14 protein-coding genes and 3 pseudogenes are annotated in these 17,730 nt (G+C 58.4%); 3 read left to right on the top strand and 14 right to left on the bottom strand.

Annotated features, from left to right (window positions below; all coding sequences use genetic code 11):
• Nucleotides 1-38 precede the first annotated feature (38 nt).
• Nucleotides 39-495: pseudogene (locus tag ML_RS14980) on the bottom strand (reverse transcriptase domain-containing protein); the annotation flags it as partial.
• Between the two features lie 939 nt (nt 496-1,434).
• On the bottom strand, nt 1,435-1,680 hold the full coding sequence (locus tag ML_RS02195) for a DUF222 domain-containing protein (protein ID WP_041322411.1): 246 nt from the start codon (nt 1,678-1,680) through the stop codon (nt 1,435-1,437).
• A gap of 912 nt (nt 1,681-2,592) precedes the next feature.
• Here ML_RS02195 and ML_RS02200 point away from each other — a divergent pair.
• Nucleotides 2,593-3,084: pseudogene (locus ML_RS02200) on the top strand (cytochrome P450); the annotation flags it as partial.
• Nucleotides 3,085-3,336, top strand: a complete 252-nt coding sequence (locus tag ML_RS18510) for a cytochrome P450 (protein WP_119607896.1) — start codon at nt 3,085-3,087, stop codon at nt 3,334-3,336. It begins immediately after the preceding pseudogene.
• A gap of 1,292 nt (nt 3,337-4,628) precedes the next feature.
• Here ML_RS18510 and ML_RS18515 read toward each other — a convergent pair.
• The 12 genes and pseudogenes from ML_RS18515 to ML_RS02275 all read right to left on the bottom strand — a co-directional run.
• Complete coding sequence (locus ML_RS18515; RefSeq protein WP_162618224.1) at nt 4,629-4,814, bottom strand: hypothetical protein; 186 nt, start codon at nt 4,812-4,814, stop codon at nt 4,629-4,631.
• Nucleotides 4,815-5,488: 674 nt separating this feature from the next.
• Nucleotides 5,489-6,412, bottom strand: coding sequence for a pyridoxal 5'-phosphate synthase lyase subunit PdxS (gene pdxS, locus ML_RS02220; RefSeq protein ID WP_010907728.1), 924 nt, complete (start codon nt 6,410-6,412; stop codon nt 5,489-5,491).
• Between the two features lie 74 nt (nt 6,413-6,486).
• Nucleotides 6,487-7,536, bottom strand: a complete 1,050-nt coding sequence (locus ML_RS02225) for an NUDIX hydrolase (RefSeq protein WP_010907729.1) — start codon at nt 7,534-7,536, stop codon at nt 6,487-6,489.
• Nucleotides 7,536-8,660: a glycosyltransferase family 4 protein gene (locus tag ML_RS02230; protein WP_010907730.1), complete on the bottom strand. Its 1,125-nt coding sequence runs from the start codon at nt 8,658-8,660 to the stop codon at nt 7,536-7,538. The genes ML_RS02225 and ML_RS02230 overlap by 1 nt, the downstream gene beginning before the upstream one ends.
• Before the next feature lie 9 nt (nt 8,661-8,669).
• Nucleotides 8,670-9,605, bottom strand: a complete 936-nt coding sequence (locus tag ML_RS02235) for a phosphatidylinositol mannoside acyltransferase (RefSeq protein WP_172591947.1) — start codon at nt 9,603-9,605, stop codon at nt 8,670-8,672.
• A 23-nt stretch (nt 9,606-9,628) separates the two neighbouring features.
• Entirely contained in the window at nt 9,629-10,348 is a 720-nt protein-coding gene (pgsA, locus tag ML_RS02240) for a phosphatidylinositol phosphate synthase (RefSeq protein ID WP_010907732.1), read from the bottom strand.
• Entirely contained in the window at nt 10,345-10,905 is a 561-nt protein-coding gene (locus ML_RS02245; RefSeq protein ID WP_414085548.1) for an ATP adenylyltransferase, read from the bottom strand. Before ML_RS02245 ends, pgsA begins: the two co-directional genes overlap by 4 nt.
• Nucleotides 10,906-10,957: 52 nt before the next feature.
• Nucleotides 10,958-13,066: a threonine--tRNA ligase gene (thrS, locus tag ML_RS02250; RefSeq protein ID WP_010907734.1), complete on the bottom strand. Its 2,109-nt coding sequence runs from the start codon at nt 13,064-13,066 to the stop codon at nt 10,958-10,960.
• Between the two features lie 134 nt (nt 13,067-13,200).
• Nucleotides 13,201-13,350 (bottom strand): hypothetical protein, encoded by a 150-nt coding sequence (locus ML_RS18520; protein WP_156511914.1) that lies wholly within the window; start codon nt 13,348-13,350, stop codon nt 13,201-13,203.
• A 308-nt stretch (nt 13,351-13,658) separates the two neighbouring features.
• On the bottom strand, nt 13,659-14,564 hold the full coding sequence (locus tag ML_RS02260; RefSeq protein ID WP_010907735.1) for an aldo/keto reductase: 906 nt from the start codon (nt 14,562-14,564) through the stop codon (nt 13,659-13,661).
• Nucleotides 14,565-15,962: 1,398 nt separating this feature from the next.
• On the bottom strand, nt 15,963-16,136 hold the full coding sequence (locus ML_RS17755) for a hypothetical protein (protein ID WP_156511913.1): 174 nt from the start codon (nt 16,134-16,136) through the stop codon (nt 15,963-15,965).
• Between the two features lie 729 nt (nt 16,137-16,865).
• A pseudogene (locus tag ML_RS02275) lies at nt 16,866-17,124 on the bottom strand (cupin domain-containing protein); the annotation flags it as partial.
• Between ML_RS02275 and ML_RS02280 the strand changes: the two are divergent.
• Nucleotides 17,104-17,391, top strand: coding sequence for a hypothetical protein (locus tag ML_RS02280; RefSeq protein WP_010907736.1), 288 nt, complete (start codon nt 17,104-17,106; stop codon nt 17,389-17,391). The pseudogene ML_RS02275 and the gene ML_RS02280 sit on opposite strands and share 21 nt — an antisense overlap.
• Nucleotides 17,392-17,730 lie beyond the last annotated feature (339 nt).

Raw genomic sequence — 17,730 nt, forward strand, 5'->3', positions numbered from 1 at the left:
CCGAGTTCACTGAGGATCCTGACCTTGAGGAACGACTTGACCAGCCGCAGCACCCGCTTGTCTTTGATCCGCTGGAGCACCTGGTCTATTGGGGTCGGGTGGTCTACGTGGTCAAAGTACGTCTCAAATATCTGTGTCTAACACTCATCGGTATTCCTGGGTGGCCAACAGATGGATCTCGGCGATGGCGTCGTGTGTGCGCTGGGCGGGCCGAAACCCGCAGGAAAATGGCTTGAAGTCGGTCTCGAAGATGGTTTCTAGCAACAGTTTTAGCGTCACCTGGAAGACGACATGGTCGGCCACCGTGGGAATCTCCAGCAACAGCAACTTGCCCGACCTGCTTGATTTGGGGATCTTGTGTATCCTGCACCGGTTGAGGTTGGAACTGCTCACTTTTGAGCGGTATGCGTAGCCCTCCTAGGAACATCGGTACTTCACCTTGGAGTTGATGCGGGTGTCCACAGTCAGCCCGTTCGATCTTGCTGTTGTACGGGCACTCGGGTTGGTTGCTACCCGATCAATGCCACCACCAAGGTGACTGGGTCGGAGACGGAATTGAACAGATCATCGAACCGGTGGCCGGGATCGGCTGTCGCCCATCGGTGACGTTTGACCTGTATTTCCGATCCTTACCGCTAGGGTCCATCAGGTCCTGCTTGCACAGAGCACCACCATTCAGCGGCGCATCATCCGGCATGATAACCTCCTAATGCCTTTGCGAATTCGCTGCTCCTTGATCATTAGTCGCCTTTTCCGACCTCGGACTACTATTACTACGGTGGTTTACTACGGTGGTTCTGTTCTATTCCGAACCGGTCGGTCGACGGCGCTCCTAGCCCAGCACTGTGCTGGATATGCGGCATTAAGCCGGGAACGGCGTAGTTCTCGTGTTCACGTGTTGATCGCTTGACGAAGTAGGCACCCAATTTTGCCCCTAGGACATCGCCTGGCGACAACCAGCAGCACGTCACCACGGTCTTCTAATCAACGAGGACAAATCTACGAGGAATGCCCTACGACCTTAAGGCAAGTAGGTGCGCATCGCCTCCGACTCCTATCCGCTCAGATTTGAGCCGAAACACCATCATAGGGGATAGGGACATATTAACGCCGGCTTCTTCCGTATGTCTTTCCGTTTCGCTCACCGGACCCGACCCATCTGGGGTACTAAAATGTTCCAGCTTTGCCAGGGCCGCCTGCCGCTCTCCCCGATATCTTCCCGGACCAGGCTGCCCTCAGTGTCGCAGTACTGCTGCGACAAAACTACCGTGCAGGTCTTTTACCTCCAGTCGACCAACAAACACTTCACGACACACATACGCATCGGTATAGCTGCCATCTGGGTTAAGGCAGTCAGCGGCGAGTGATTGGCCAGCATGGCCAGCTGGTCTGGACGAAACTTGGTGGTCAGAGCTGCCACTGTGTCTCGGATTGCTAGTGAGTTTCGATGTCAACAGAACTGGGCGGCCGGCAAAAGAAGTTGCTGATCACCTGCATGTGGTCGGTATCGATGCACTTGTCGCTTTGGGCCGTGGCGGTAGCGGTCAACAGCGGTGGTAACGGTTGACCGGTCAATGTGTGCCGTTCACCGAGATCGGCAGCCTCGGCCACCCGCCGGTTGGCCCCGTCGCCAGTGATGTGCAGTCGGCTCGCCAACGCTGTGGGCAGTATGCCGCCCAAGCTTTTCGGAGTCGGACTGCTCCGCGATCTGATTGATTCAACTCACGTTCAACGGTAGTTAGCTGGCGGCATGCCGTTGAGTACGAGTTGCAACAGGGCCAACCGTCCCCGCGTGATCAATGCGTCAAGCCAGAGCTCTGTCAGCCGCGATATCGTGCCATCAAGCATAGCAAAGCCGCTGCCATTGCCTCCCGATTAAGAACGTCGCAACCTACACCGCTAAACTAGCTCAGTACACCGACCGAAAACCCGCTTCTAAGCTATTGAAAACGCTGTGAAAAAAGTGATTAAAGTCTGGTGTTATCTGTGTTGTGCTACGGCTAATCGCGCGACGAATTCCGGCGATTGGACCAATTTCACCTGCGATCCAAGTTTTAAGCGCTTAGCAGTTCGTTTTGTTCGTTGTTGAACGCCGCACCGACGGTATAGTTGGCCGTGCTTAGCGCCAAACCTGGGCCCACGGTGGATTCGATATCGAAATGCATGTCGCAGAACAAAGCCGCCTGAGTGACCTAAGATCCCACCATAAGGTGCAAGCATCTAGCTTGCACCTTATGGTGGGATGCAGTCCCCGTTTCTGGAATGGGATGTTGAACAGCGCGGCTGGCTTCGTGATGCGTACGTCGGCGGCCAGTGCCAGGTTCACAGGTCTGCCGCCGACGGCTGCGCCATTGACAGTGACGATGGTGGGCAGCAGACTGCAATTGCCGACCGCCATGAAGCCGTAGTAGAGCCACAGCAGTCCGGGTGCGATCCTCGGCGATCAATCCCAGCGCCTAGGGCGCTGAGTTCGCACTTACCGGACGCCACCGCCACTACTCTGGTCGGCACTGCTTTGCATCACTGCCGACGAATACCTCTTCTCGTATTTAGGTTGGCGGCTGTCGTCACCCGACAGCAAGTCAGCACGACGACATTCTCGACATCATGTTGTACAGTGCCGATCCCAGCACCGGCGAGCAACTCGACACTGATAATGTTGTTAACCAGATCCTCACGCTGTTAGTCAGCGGCAGCCAAACATTGGCCAACGCCATCGCGTTCGCCTTGCACTATCTCCTCTCCATCCACCACGACATCGCCGCCCAAACCCGCCGCGAAATCTACCAAAACCGGTCAGATCGTGGTATCGCCAACGTATCGTATTGTTCGGCGATGTCGTTAAACTGCGATGCTTACGTCGTGTCGTCGACGCAACTTTGCGGCTGTGGTCTGGTGGTGCCCTGCTACTTGCGCCAGGCTCGCCGTGACACCACTCTCGGAAACGGCACATCTCTTTTCCACAAAGGCCAATGGGTGATCGTCCTGTTAACCGCGCCGATGCCTGGGGGCCCGATGCTAACGAATTCAACCCCGACCGAGTCTTGCCGGAAATTTGCAGGAAGCTGCCCCGTATACCTATAAATCCTCTTTGGGACCGGGCTCCGCACCTGCATCGGTCGCCGATTCGCCCTCCACGAAATGGCGTTGGAGTTGACGATGATCGTGCATCAATACATACTATCTAGAGCCGACCCGGGTACTGCCTATCGATCTCCGAGGCGTTCACACTTAAAACCGTCGGTCTGCACGGCTACACAGCCGGTAATGTCTGTCATAGTGCCGCTATGCAGGCCTGGTACGTATCTAGCGTGGGCTGCTGTTATTTCGGTCTAGAGTGTCACGTAGTTAGGGTGAAGGGGCGGCCGATAACAGCACAGCAGACATCGGTCTCAGCAGCCAGTTGGTACAAGCCGAAAGGAACAATGGAACAAAAGGTATTTCGAATCGTGACCGACAGAGATTCTCTTTGCCAAAATGTATATGTATATGTGGGAACGGGGCCTGACTCGATGTTTGCCGCCGCCGCAAAATGCGGAGAACACGTAATTATGAGATAGGTAATAGGCTTAGGTCGTTCGTGGCAGCGGTTGCGGTGTTACAAGAGCAGTGCTTAGGTTCTTCGGTGATGTGGATGGCCGAGGCAGCCGCGCCGTATCGGCAATGGCCGGATTCCCTTGCTGGGAAATCTATCGGACCGCCGCAAAGGCTTACCGCCTTGTGGAAGCGTATGGCAATGCGTGTGAGATGGTGGTTCTCCCCCGGACGCGATTGCCTGGAACTGTGTTCAGTGAGAAGCGCTAATCGCCGGGGAACGATTCGGGAAAACCTTCGGTGATCGCGGCAGTTGAGGACTAAGACCAGTAGTTCTGCCCCTGGAACGTCAAGGCGATGGAGGCTTATGCTGCTGCGGTTACGGATAGGTTGTTGTAGATGACTCCGTGACAGGAGCGGCTGAATATCACTAACAAGGCCGGGGTGGTCCCCGGAGGTGTCGCGGTCCGCTGCTGCTTTTATTTGCCAATGTCACCATGGCACTTCGCCGAGGTCCGAACCATGCTCCAATTCCGGAGTCACGTTGATATCACTAGGCCGTGATAATGTATCCACTGTTTGACGCTGATGCTTGCCGTGTTTCGTTCTGGTCAAGAATCCGACTGTTTTGGGTGTTGATGTGCTCGGCGGCCGTTTCGCTAGTTGTTGCTAAGTGACGGTGGGCTGACGCGATGATTTGGTTTCATCCAGCATGATCCGGAGGGATCGAATGCTTCGATCCGGGTTCTTTGCATGCTGAAGGATTTCGTACGTGCTCTACTTGCAGAGTCGAAAAATGGTGCTAGCGCAAGGGGAGTCTGTCCGCTAGTTTTCCATGTATACGTGCTCTTTCAGCATTACGTAGTTGTGGCCAGTGGAAGATGAGTTCGAGCGTTGTAAACGTAGCGTTTCGTACTGATCGGTGTAAAGACCATGACGCGTTTTATAGGGTGGTCCGGGTTCCTCGTGTTATTTCCCATGATGACCAATCGAGTGTGCCGAACAGGGCAGTTTTGTAAGCGCTTAAGCCATCTCTGCAGTATCCTGTCTACCGCTTCTGCCAATCCGACACGGTTCGAGCATAGTAGTCAGCTTCAGCTAGCGTGTTTGCAGCAAAATATAAGCCGGTTTCGGTCAAAGGTCTTGTCCTGGGTTAACGCGGGGCCGGCTTGCGGCTGAAGTGACGTCTGGTTGTAAAGTCGCCATTCGTCCGCACGGAACGGTTGTATGAACCATAGCTCGTGATCCAGTAACACCCACCTGAAGAATGTCGTACTCACCCGGATGGATCGATTACGCTGTGCCCAGCAACGTCAGATCGCTCATGTAGGCCAGTGTGCGGATGTGCCAGCACCGGATTGTCGGACAGCGGGTCGCGATGGCGGAACTACACCTGCTGCTGGGCTACCTTGCCCCGGTCTAGGCTCGAAGAGCTTAAGCAGTACTTTGCGCAGGTCTCATTCCTGAAACTGCTTAATGATCTCGTCGTCAGACGCCTTCATGCTGCTGGCTTCGGGATTTTCCTTGGAGTCCGGCTGCCGGAGATATCTCGTCCTGGTGGACGATGCCCTTTTAGCCTTCTGAAGCGACGTCGACATGTGGCAAGCAAGCAAGATAGTCTGGCTGCACTGCGCTGACGTAGCGGGTGCAAAAGGAACCGCCGTCGCGGGACATGCTTGACCAGAAAGACGGTGGGCACGCATAAGATCTCCCGGCAACAGAAAAGGGCCGTGCAGCCAGTGCATACTGGTACCCGCATCGTCGACCGTACGCACCACCGACCCTAGCGATTGCCCCGCTTACCTGGCCGCTAAAGGCATGGTTCCGGTTTTCCGATGTTAAACTAGCTAAGCTAGCATGGAAAATGTTGACCTCGAGCTGCTCCAGATCAAAGATTTCCTTGATTGCCACGCTATCGGTCGTCTGCTTTTCGCTCAAGCGCTCATCACCGTTTTTACCAGCCCCGCTGGGCCAGCCGATCGGGCTGCGCAATCTGTTCAACATCGATGCCCGCCATCGCCTCACCCAGCCCGCGCGACACCTTGGCCAGTACATCGGGATCGTCGTAGAATGTGGTGGCCTTAACGATCGCGGCGGCACGCTGAGCCGGATCACTCGACTTGAAGATTCCTGAGCCCACAAAGATGCCCTCGGCGCCGAGCTGCATCATCATCGCCGCGTCGGCGGGAGTGGCGATTCCGCCGGCAGTGAACAGCGTGACCGGCAGCTTGTTTGTCCGGGCTACTTCGATGACGAGCTCGTAGGGGGCGTGTAATTCCTTTGCTGCAACATACAACTCGTCCTCAGATAAGGAGGTCAGGCGGCGGATGTCGCCGGCGATGGCCCGCATATGCGTGGTTGCGTTGGATACGTCACCGGTACCGGCTTCGCCCTTGGACCGGATCATTGCCGCCCCCTCGTTAATGCGCCGTAGCGCCTCACCGAGATTGGTAGCCCCACACACAAACGGTACGGTGAACTTCCACTTGTCGATGTGATGGGTGTAGTCAGCGGGAGTCAGCACTTCGGACTCGTCGATGTAGTCGACACCCAGGCTCTGCAGGATCTGCGCCTCGACGAAATGCCCGATCCTCGCTTTGGCCATCACCGGAATCGTGACCGCGGCGATGATGCTCTCGATCATGTCGGGGTCGCTCATCCGTGACACCCCGCCCTGAGCACGGATATCGGAAGGCACCCTCTCCAGCGCCATCACTGCGACGGCACCGGAGCCTTCGGCGATTCGGGCCTGCTCGGGGATAACGACGTCCATTATGACGCCGCCTTTGAGCATCTCGGCCATACCGCGCTTCACCCGCGCCGTTCCGGTCTGGCCGAAAACCGACTGGGCCTGGTTCGACTGTGCGGCGCTATCCACTAGACTTTTCTCTCCCTTAAACTGATTTGTCTCAATTAACTCTAGTGGCGGGCGATAAACGAGTTTGGCCCTGCTCAACAAATTGACAGCAGCACATAGGTGTTGCGAGCAGCCGCTGTGCCTCTCGCGGTGCCGGTCGAAGCATCCGCTAATTGGTTGGCCACGGGCAACAGTTCGCCCAGCTGCCTCGGGTACACCTGTTCGCCGGACGCGACTAGCTCCGCGATGTCGTTGGCGTCGCACCAGCGCGACCCGTGCAGGCAGAGGTGTTCCAACTCGGTCCACCCCACGGTAGACGGCTCGAACCGCCGGGTGCGGTACACTAAGTAAAATTCCTCGCTATCGATCACAGAACCGTTGAACTCGAAAATTGCGTCGCGTCGCCAAATAGGTCCGACCATATGTGTCGGGATAACCCGCAGACCGGTTTCTTCTGCCAGCTCCCGCGCTGCGGCTGCTGCTAACCGTTCGCCTGGTCGCACTTCGCCGCCGACGGTGATCCACCACCTGGGTGCGTGGCCATTGGTAATAGCCGGATCCGAGCCGCATAGCAACAGCACCGCCCCGGTTTCGTCGAGGAGCACCACCCGCGCCGAGGTCCGCTGGTTCGGCACACCGTGATCACCGTGCGTCAACGCATGAGGCCGCTCGACGATCTCGAAATAGGTTGGCACCGAAGCGGTGCCCCGGAGCCGCAAGGTGCGTACCAAGCGTTGTTCGCCCAGTGCGAGGGTGTCGCGGACCGCATCGTTGTGAAATCGACGGGCCAGCAACACGCGGGCTTCGGCGTCGGCCAACTCGGCGATTAGGGCTGTTGGCAACGACGCCGGATCAACCATCGCCAACGCGGCCGAAAGCTCGTTTTCCGCGTTTTCTCGCGTATGCCTGGGCGCGCACTCGGCGGCGTCGGCCAGCGCCGCCAACCGCCTACCCGGCGAAGTACCGCTGTACGCGTCGATGGCCACGGCACGCGCCACTACCGCGCGCCGCGCCAACGCTCCGTCCAGAGCCTGCCACGACAGGTCGTAGCGGACGTGCAATCGGTTCAGCCGATTTGCCGTTTGATATCCCCAGCCGCCCGCCAACGTGGCCAGCGCCACTAACAGCACCAAGAGGGTCAGCATCAGCTAGCCACCTGCACCTTGGAACCTGACGTAGCGACCGTTTCGTACACCCGCATGATTTGGCTGGCCACCACCGACCAGTCATACCGACGAACCGCTTCGGCGCCGGCGGCCACGTAACGCTCCCGCAGGACGTCGTTGCGCAGCAACGCGACAAGCGCATCGGCCAACGCGGCGCTATCGCCCGCAGGCACTAAATGCCCGACTTCGCCGTCGCGCAGTACGCGGCGAAACGCGTCCAGATCACTCGCCACCACCGGAGTGCCGGCGGCCATCGCCTCCACCAGGACAATGCCGAAACTCTCGCCGCCGATGTTGGGCGCGCAATAGACGTCGGCGCTGCGCATCGCCGCGGCTTTTCCGGCGTCATCCACCTGGCCAAGAAAACGGATGTGCTCCACCAATCCGCCTGCCTGGCTCCGCAATTGCTCTTCGTCGCCACGGCCGACGATCAGTAACTGTACGTCGTCGAAGCATTCCATAACTCCCGGTAGGGCATCAAGCAGGACCGACATGCCTTTGCGTGGCTCGTCGTAGCGGCCGAGGAACAGTACCGTCTTGCCGAGCCGCGGGTACCCGGCTAGCTGGGGTGCCGAGGACAACGAATCAACGTTCACCCCGTTGGGGATCTCCACCGCATCGGACCCCAGAGCCTCCATTTGCCAGCGCCGTGCTAAGTCGGATACTGCGATCCGGCCGATGATCTTCTCGTGCCATGGTCGCAGCACGCCTTGGAATACCGACAGCGTCAGTGATTTGGTGGTGGAGGTATGAAATGTCGCGACGATTGGCCCCTCGGCCACCCGCAGCGCCCACATCGACAGGCTGGGTGCGTTCGGTTCGTGCAGGTGAAGCACGTCAAAATCGCCGTCCACTAACCAACGCCTGACTCTGCTGTGTACTGCCGGACTGAACTGCAGCCGCGCCACTGAACCGTTGTAGGGAATCGGGATCGCCCTGCCGGCGGAGACAACATATTCGGGCAGCGAGACATCCGGCGAAGCCGGCGCCAGCACACGGACCTGCTGTCCCCGCGCGCGCATCACCTCGGCCAGTTGCAAGACGTGCGATTGCACCCCGCCTGGCACATCGAACGAGTATGGACAGATCATCCCGATCCGCATAGGCTTCCCTCAATTCGGTCTCAGCTGCGCTCGCTTGGCATCGGACAAGTCAGCCAACCATTGCGGCTGAAGCATGTGCCAGTCGGTGGGGTTGGCGGCGATGTCCTGGGCGAACTGGTCGGCCAGCGCCTGGGTGACGTCACCGACGTCACCGCTGGTGCAATCCAGCGCTGGGTGTACCGAAAAGCCCCAGCCGCTGCCCTGGAACCAGCAGTGAACCGGCAGTAGTGCAGCCCCGGTCTTGATTGCGAGCTTCGCTGGGCCTGCAGGCATGCGAGTGGGTTCGCCGAAGAAATCGACCTCAACGCCGGTGCGGGTGAGGTCACGCTCGGCCATCAGACACACCACGCGGTTGGACCGCAACCGCTCGCACAGCAGCTCAAAGAGGGCTTGGAAGCCAGTATCCTTGTTCGCAGACATTGGCAGTACTTCGAAACCGAGGTTTTCACGGTAGTTGATGAAACGCCGATACAGCGACTCGGGTTTGAGTCGTTCCGCGACGGTGGTGAAGGTACCGTGGCATTGCACCAGCCACACGCCGGCCATATCCCAATTGCCGCTGTGCGGCAATGCCAGCACAACGCCGCGCCCAGCATCCAAGGCCTCCCCGACACGGTGCAGGTCGATGCCATAAGCCTCGACCTGCTTTGCCACCGTGTGGGGATTCATTGTCGGCAGACGAAACGCTTCCCGCCAATAGCGGGCATAAGACGCCAGCGAGGTGCGTATCAGTGCGTCCGGTACATCGGCAGCTTGCACACCGATGATGCGGGCCAGGTTCTTGCGCAATTGATCCGGTCCGCCGTTGCGGGCTGCGTAGCGCGCTCCGGTGTTGAATGCGAAACGCGCAGCAGATTCCGGCATCGCGCGCACAGCCCTCCAGCCAGCCGCATACGCCCAGTCGATGGCCCGCCCGGTCATTAGCCGATGCGGAGCCCTGATCATTTTCAGCCCCGCTGTGCTGGTTGTCACGGCTCGCCTGTTCCCAGGTTTCCGGGACCGGGTTGGCCCCCATTCGTCGCGTTAGTCCTGTCGCTAGCGCTAGGGTAGCCTGGTCTGGCAATGCGATCGGTTGCCCCCGGCGAGGTGTGCACTGTGTGCAACCGTTGCGCACAGGTGATGAGGCTGGCGACCACTAACAGCCACATCGCCACCGACAACGCCCACGGCAACGAATACACCGGAAAGTCCGATAAGCCCGCACCGACCAGCACGATGATCAAACGTTCCGGCCGTTCGATGAGGCCATCATCGCCGCGTAGCCCGCTGGCTTCGGCCCGGGCCTTGATGTAAGAAATCACCTGCGAGGTGACCAAACAGATCAAGGTTGCCACCACCAGGTGTTTGCTGTGCAGGCCGAACGCCATCCACCACAGCAGTCCGCAGAATACCGCTCCGTCACTGATACGGTCACACGTCGCATCGAGAACCGCGCCGTACCGGGTGCCGCCGCCACGTTCCCTGGCCATCGCCCCGTCGAGCATGTCGAAAAGTACGAAAAACCAGACTACCAGAGTACCGGCGAAGAGTTTGCCGATCGGGAAAAGTACCAGCGCCCCCGACGCAGCCACGATGGTGCCTAAGACGGTGATGGCATCCGGCGTCAAGCCGACCCGCAGCAACGCTCTTGCGGTCGGAGTCGTGAGCCGCGTAAACGTCGCCCGGGACAGGAATGGCACCTTGCTCATAAGCTTCGCTCTGCATCGTCGCCACTGCGGCTCATAAACTGTTTCGTCCACTCCGTCGCAAGCAGCTGTCGAGTATCCCGGAGCAACTGCGGGATCACTTTGGAGCCGCCGATGATGGTGATGAAGTTCGCGTCGCCACCCCACCGTGGCACGACATGCACATGCAGGTGCTCGGCCAGCGATCCTCCCGCCGATGTCCCCAAGTTTAGGCCCACGTTAAAGCCATGTGGCCGAGACACGTTCTTGATGACGCGAATCGCCTTCTGAGTGAAGGTCATCAACTCCGCGCTCTCTGCGTCGGTTAGGTCTTCAAGCTCGGAAACTTGCCGGTAGGGCACCACCATTAGGTGCCCGGGGTTGTACGGGTAGAGGTTGAGCACGGCGTAGACGAGTTCACCGCGGGCTACCACCAAGCCGTCTTCATCGGACAATTGTGGAATGTCGGTGAACGGCTGCGCCGGGGTGGAGTTGTCGTGATTGACTGGCGCTTCAGCCAGATAGGTCATCCGGTACGGTGTCCACAGCCGTTGCAAGTGGTCGCGCTCGCCGACGCCCATGTCCAAGATGGTGCCGTCTGTGTGATCGGCACGTGTGTCGGGTCTTTCCTGCTCACTCACCGCCGGTTACTTTCACCAATTCTGCTGTGGGAAAATCATTCTCGCGGTCAACGATCCAACAAACGATGGCCTCGACGGCACTGTCGCGGGCGACGCCGTTGATCTGTGTGCGGTCACCAAAGCGGAAGCTCACCGACCCGGTCCGCACGTCGCGGTCGCCGGCCAGTAACATAAACGGCACTTTCTGGTTGGTGTGACGGACGATTTTCTTTGCCATCCGATCGTCGCTGACATCCACCTCCGTCCGGACACCACACGATTTCAGTTGCGCAGCAACCTCTTCCAAGTAAGATACATGCTCACCGGTGACCGGTATACCGACCACCTGAATGGGCGCTAGCCAGGCAGGGAATGCTCCCGCATAGTGTTCGGTGAGGATGCCGAAGAATCGCTCGATTGATCCGAATAACGCCCGGTGAATCATGACTGGGCGCTGCCGAGTCCCGTCCGCGGAGGTGTACTCCAATGCGAACCGTTCGGGAAAGTTGAAGTCTACCTGGATGGTGGACATCTGCCAGCTGCGACCCAGTGCGTCGCGCACCTGCACCGAGATCTTCGGGCCGTAGAACGCGGCGCCACCTGGATCGGGAACCAATGGGAGAGTAGAATTCTCGGCTACCTCCGCCAGCGCGGCTGTGGCTTCTTCCCAGATCTCTTCGGAGCCAACAAATTTCTCCGGGTCTTTAGTAGAAAGCTCGAGGTAAAAATCTTCTAGCCCATAGTCGCCAAGAAGATCCAGGACGAACCGGAGCAGCGACGCCAGCTCGCAGTGCAGCTGCTCGCGGGTGCAGAAGATGTGCGAGTCGTCCATGGTGAACCCGCGGGCACGGGTAAGCCCATGTACTACACCAGATTTCTCGTAGCGGTAGATCGTGCCGAACTCGAAGAGCCGTAGTGGCAACTCTCGATACGAACGTCCGCGCGAGGAGAAAATCAGGGTGTGCATCGGGCAGTTCATTGGCTTGAGGTAGTAGTCTTGCCCTGGCTTACGCACCGTGCCGTCATCGTTGTGTTCGGCGTCGAGGTGCATCGGGGGGAATATACCCTCGGCGTACCAGTCGAGGTGACCCGAAGTGTGGAACAGCTGCGCCTTGGTAATATGCGGGGTGTTGACGAATTGGTAGCCGGCTTCGATGTGCTTGCGCCGGGAGTACTCTTCCATTTCCCGACGTACGATGCTCCCCTTAGGGTGAAAAATCGCTAAGCCAGAACCGATTTCGTCGGGGAAACTGAACAGATCCAGCTCAATGCCCAGCTTGCGATGGTCGCGGCGCTGGGCCTCGGTAATCATCTCAAGGTGGCGATCGAGGGCCTCCTGCGATTCCCACGCGGTACCATAGATGCGCTGCAGGCTGGCGTTTTTCTGGTTGCCTCGCCAGTACGCAGCGGAACTTCTGGTCAGCTTGAACGCAGGAATGTGCTTGGTAGTTGGGATGTGTGGTCCGCGGCACAGGTCACCCCAAATACGTTCCCCGTTGCGGGCGTTGAGGTTGTCATAAGCGGTGAGCTCATCGCCGCCGACCTCCATGATCTCGGCATCCCCCGATTCGTCGTCGACAAGTTCCAGCTTGTATGGTTCGCCGGCCCACTCGGTACGAGCTTGCTCCTTGGATTCGTAGATCCGTCGCGAGAACAGCTGCCCTTCCTTGACAATCTGCCGCATCCGCTTTTCTAGCGCCTTTAAATCTTCAGGCGTGAACGGTTCGGCCACGTCGAAGTCGTAGTAGAAGCCATCGGTAATAGGCGGCCCGATCCCCAGTTTGGCTTGTGGGAACAGGTCTTGGACAGCTTGGGCCAAAACGTGTGCCGTCGAATGCCGGATCACGCTGCGGCCGTCGTCGGTATTGACGGGTACCGGAGTCACCTCGACGTCGACGTCCGGAACCCAGCTTAAGTCGCGTAACTTCCCGTCGGCGTCGCGCACCACCACAATCGCATCGGGAGCGCCATGTGTTGGCAATCCGGCCTCGCTGACCGCGGCCGCTGCGGTACTACCGGCAGGAACCTGGATTGGGACTTGCGGCGACCGCAAGCCCGGCGTGGCCGGGCGCAGCGGGTCGCCGCCATCGGCTCCAGGGACGGGGTGTACGGGGGCGCTCATCGGGTTGGTCTCCAAGACGAATTTGTAGCCGGGTTGTAATTGGGGACATAACTGATAACGGTTGCCATGCTATCGGGGCGGGCTTTGAAGAAACCAAGCCCATTAAGGGTCGAGTGTGTCTCAGTCAGTGCGCATCATGGCTGGCCGAGCTTAAACCGCATAAACAACGCGTCAGCTTCGTTCAACAGGGTGTCGCCGTCGGTCAATCGGCCCGAAACGAAGCTCTTGTGCCCGTCCACCTGGTTGACGCCGACATCGATCTGCAGCTCCTTTCCAATCGACACGATGTGCCGGTAATTGATTTTGAAGTAAGGCGGTGCGCTGGTAGGAACCCTCGGTTAGCACCGCAGACGTCAACTACAGCACTGTATCGAACAGCATTTCAGCAGCTTCGCCGTGCACAGCATCGTTGCGTACCAGATTAAGCCGGGCGAATCACGCCCAGCCACGAACGCGGCTGTCGTCGGTTTTACCGGCAGATATCGGCACCGTCAGGATGTTTGTTGCGGACAGGTAGGTCCATCCAGCGACCCGACTTGCTGGCCACCACGACACCGAATTGCCTACCGAGAGGTGTAAACCACCGGCTCGGTCACTGGGCCCCAGCAGCCGAGAGCATCTCGAACTCGTCGTCGGAAAGGCTGATCTCGGCGGCGGCGACGTTCTCCTCCAGGTGCGCCACCCGCGATGTCCCTGGAATCGGCAACATCACCGGCGATCGCTTTAGCAACCAGGCCAGCGCCAGTTGCGACGGCGTCGCGTGATGGTTGACGGCGATGCGCTGCAGCGGTCCGTCCGGGGCCGCCAACGGTCCCGCGGCCAGTGGGGACCACGGGATGAAGCCGATGCCCCGACTGGTCACGGCATCTAACAGTGGTTCGGCAGCTCGCGCCGACAAGTTGTACATGTTCTGCACCGACACGATCTCTGTGATCTGCTGGGCCGCGGTGAGTTGATCGAGGTTGATCTCGGACAGACCGATATGGCGGATCTTGCCTTCGTTTTTCAATGTGAACAGCTCGCCCACTTGGTCGGCCAGTGGGAAGTTCGGGTCGATCCGGTGCAGTTGAAACAGATCGATGGTGTCGACGTTGAGACGGCGCAGGCTCATTTCCAGTTCTTGGCGCAGGTAGCTTGGATTACCCAGCGGGATCCATACGTCCCGGCCTGTCCGCAACAAACCGGCCTTGGTTGCGATCACCAGTCCCTTGTAGGGATGCAACGCCTCGGCAATTATCTCCTCGGAGACGTAGGGGCCGTAGGAGTCGGCGGTATCGATGAAGTTCACCCCCAATTCGACGGCGCGTCGCAGTACCCGCACGGCCTCGTAGCGGTCAACGGGCGGGCCCCACACTCCCTTACCCGTTAGGCGCATCGCGCCGAAACCAAGTCGGTTGACCTTCAGGTCGCCACCGAGCGTGAACGCTCCGGATGCCTGGGCCAGAGCCTGAGAGTTTTGTGATGTCACTTCCACGACCGTACGCCAAAAACGACGCATTTTTAAGCATAGCAAGCTAAACAAGTGTATATTTATGCGCTTGAAGTAATGCCGACTGACCTACCAGGAGGTGCGCGCGACCGTAGCCGGCCAGCTGCCACCAAAACATATGACCATCTGCGCGTGCAGACCGAAATCGGCACGGGACAGCAGCGCTTCGAGTAAGCCGCCGACGCCGCCCTGCACTGGGACATGTAACGCGGAGCTGGCCTGTGCGTGCGAGCCAGTTCTGAGGTCGCCGCCGTAGAGGACGGTGGTGCTGGTTCGAATAGGGTGTCTATCTGGCGTCGTACCGGGTAGTGTTATGTCGTCGACTAACCCGATCTACACGGGTGCTCCTACGGGACTTGCCGGGTCATCCGGAGTCCGACGAGGGTCGGTTTGCGGTTCACTGTGACGCTGGTGGATGCATGGATGGAGGCCCGATGTTTCATCGCTAAGTATTTGTGTGCGCGTAGTCCTATAGCCGGATAGAGGAGCAGGTCGACGATGATCTTGGCCCCCAGGTACCGATCCTCGGCGCAGCCATTACCAGCATACCAGCCGAATCTCGAATCGTCTTGACGAGATACATGCACTGGTCGACGCTGTCAGAAAATTAGGTCGCTAATCCAGCTAAGTACATACTCTAGTGATGCAGGTGGGTCAACAGGTTGAAAAATTTGTCTACCCCAAAACAAGCAAGTATGGTCGTGACAGTCAATATGATGCTTAGCATCAGTCGCTGATTCGCAAGGGCAAGGGTTGCGGCGGCCGGGTTGGCCCCCAAGACTATAGAAAACTATGAAAAAGAAATAATTATATATATATTTAGTGTATGTCACTACATATTATATTATGGGAATGTAACAATGGGTTGCAGAGCTTCACCAGTAGCGCACCGCCGGGATTTGTATGATTGCTGACTTAGAGCATCACCAAATTCCACTTTTTTGTTTGTGCTCAAATTAGCGCCGGTCGGCCGTGACCCAGGCAGCCGATACCGTCGGCATCCCACCTCACCAAGTGAAATTTCACTTGGACCGGCTCACGGCCTAGGGTCTGTTGGAAAGTGACTATGCATGCCTGATTGACCAATCCGGTCCCGACGCGGGGCGAACCTCCAGGCTGTACCGCAGGGCCCGCCGCGACATCGCGGTCAGTCTCCCGCAGCTGCAATACGATGTTGTTCGGGCAGCTGATACGTGGCCATCTCGCAATATCGCAATATAACTAGCACCAGAGAACCCGTCATCGAAGTGCTGCATCGCGTCGTTCATGACTAAGGGCAGACGATCGACGCTGTGCTGCTTGCAGGCAATTGCGCGTCGAGCCTCGCGCTGGATGGCAGCCCTATCTCTCACAGGCGGCGAGCGAACTCCGCTCGCCCGAGCGCATTGTTTCGATCACCTCGCTCACCTAGGCGTCGTCGCTGATCATTCCTACGCCCTGACCGGGCGTCAACGAGCGCGGTGTGTGCATGTGCAGTCGTCGACTGCGATCGAGGCAATCTAGATTGGCACGTGCTGCCGGATCAGCGGTCAACGCGTCCTTGTTGCCCGCCCAGCACACAACGAAACCGTTGGTCAGCACGCGCTACAGAAATCGCGCCGATCAGGGCAGACTCATGACGACATCGAAGATTCGATTGACCGCGGTGTCGGTTGCTTTAGTCGCTATTGGGGTCCGACGGCTGCCGTCGCCGGTCACCGACTCTCGGCACGCAGCCAGGCGAGTAGCCCACCCACACCTCGCTCGCGCCGGCGGCCAATACCTCGGTCAGTCTGCGGTACGCAGGAAATTCCGCTAAGCAACCGGCCGTGGCACCAACACCGCATCCAAGACGCTGTCAAACAACGTCAGCGTGCGGCGCTTCACGTCCCCGTGCCCGTCGCCCTCAGACTCGCGGGCGACCAGGATGGCGACACGCGCATCGATCGCTTGACGGGCTCCGAGGCTGTCATATGCCTGTGTGGCTGTGGTGATTCCGGTGTCATGCGTCTGATTGACCTACGACCAGTTCGCGCCGAAACTAACTGACAACAAGGTGTACTGCGAGGCAAGGGCATCCTCTAACAGCTCGGCTTCGTTGCTTATCAACCAAGTTCACTATGCTGATACCGAATTTCCCTTGCCTATAAGGAAATTCAGTTTTTATGTGACAATATAATCGGCATTGCCCATGCCGACTATATTTAGTCTACCGGCAGCGGTGACCGGAGTGGCCAACTTACCGCCGGTGATCTCGCCCATTGGGGCGTTAATGATCGGTACTCTTAGGACGAAACTCCTTGACCAGAGCGTCGATAACATCACTGTGTGCTATTGCGGCGAGTGAGCGATGCTTTTCAACCCGGTCAGGATGATCCAAATCCTTGACGGGTGCTGTTGCCATGGAATTGCGACGTAGTCACCGGCCTTGCCATCCCGGGCGTTGCCACCGGCGGTAAGGCGTACGTGACCGCGCAGCACCTGCAACGTAGCCTTACTTGGGCTGTAATGTTCCGGACAGATCGTGGCTGACAAGCAGCGCCAGCACGGTCTGACAAAGCTAGTGGGTATGAGCACCGTGGATGGTGTGTGTGATGAAGACATATATTACTATTATGACTGCATATATTGCGCTGCCGATGTTGCCAGCCCGACTGGGTATTTACCCGGAGGACTCTTTAGCTTGGCGAAGCTGCTTGTTATACGTGGGGAGAAGCAGTATGTCTTCGGCCTGAATGACTCGACGAGTGTCGGCCCCGGGCCGGGCAACATGCCCTGGCTGGACGACCCAGGCCTGTCTGCTGTCATTGCGAGTTCCGTCGCAGCGGCTGAATTGGCTGCTGCGCGATCCTGGTAATTTCTAGCGGCTCGTTCGTGAACAGCTTCCTGGTTACCGGGCACATACTGCGCTTGGGCGAGTTTATCTAGCTTGCATCGACCGTGCTTTACTTTGGCAGCACCCGACGATCGTCCACTTAGCCAGGCCCCCTGATATCACTGGACGACGGGATCCAGCTCGTCACCAGTCACACAATGTACAGACTGACGGCCTTCATTGAAGCGCGGGTTCCTGGTCTTTAGTGCATGCCGGGGAGCTCGAAATTCAGGGTGGTGCGCAATCTCGCGAAAAGACGGTCATTCCGAACCAGTAGAAGCCGATTTCGCGCTCCGTGCTCGACAGCGTCATGAAGGCTTG

The sequence above is a fragment of the Mycobacterium leprae TN genome (genome assembly GCF_000195855.1).
GTDB lineage: Bacteria > Actinomycetota > Actinomycetes > Mycobacteriales > Mycobacteriaceae > Mycobacterium > Mycobacterium leprae.

Coding starts and splice junctions, on each gene's coding strand:
- ML_RS02225 (WP_010907729.1), bottom strand. CDS start 7,536: ATGCTGACCCTCTTGGTGCTGTTAGTGGCGCTGGCCACGTTGGCGGGC.
- ML_RS02230 (WP_010907730.1), bottom strand. CDS start 8,660: ATGCGGATCGGGATGATCTGTCCATACTCGTTCGATGTGCCAGGCGGG.
- ML_RS02235 (WP_172591947.1), bottom strand. CDS start 9,605: ATGATCAGGGCTCCGCATCGGCTAATGACCGGGCGGGCCATCGACTGG.
- pgsA (WP_010907732.1), bottom strand. CDS start 10,348: ATGAGCAAGGTGCCATTCCTGTCCCGGGCGACGTTTACGCGGCTCACG.
- ML_RS02245 (WP_414085548.1), bottom strand. CDS start 10,905: ATGGGCGTCGGCGAGCGCGACCACTTGCAACGGCTGTGGACACCGTAC.
- thrS (WP_010907734.1), bottom strand. CDS start 13,066: ATGAGCGCCCCCGTACACCCCGTCCCTGGAGCCGATGGCGGCGACCCG.
- ML_RS02260 (WP_010907735.1), bottom strand. CDS start 14,564: ATGCGTCGTTTTTGGCGTACGGTCGTGGAAGTGACATCACAAAACTCT.
- ML_RS02280 (WP_010907736.1), top strand. CDS start 17,104: ATGAGCACCGTGGATGGTGTGTGTGATGAAGACATATATTACTATTAT.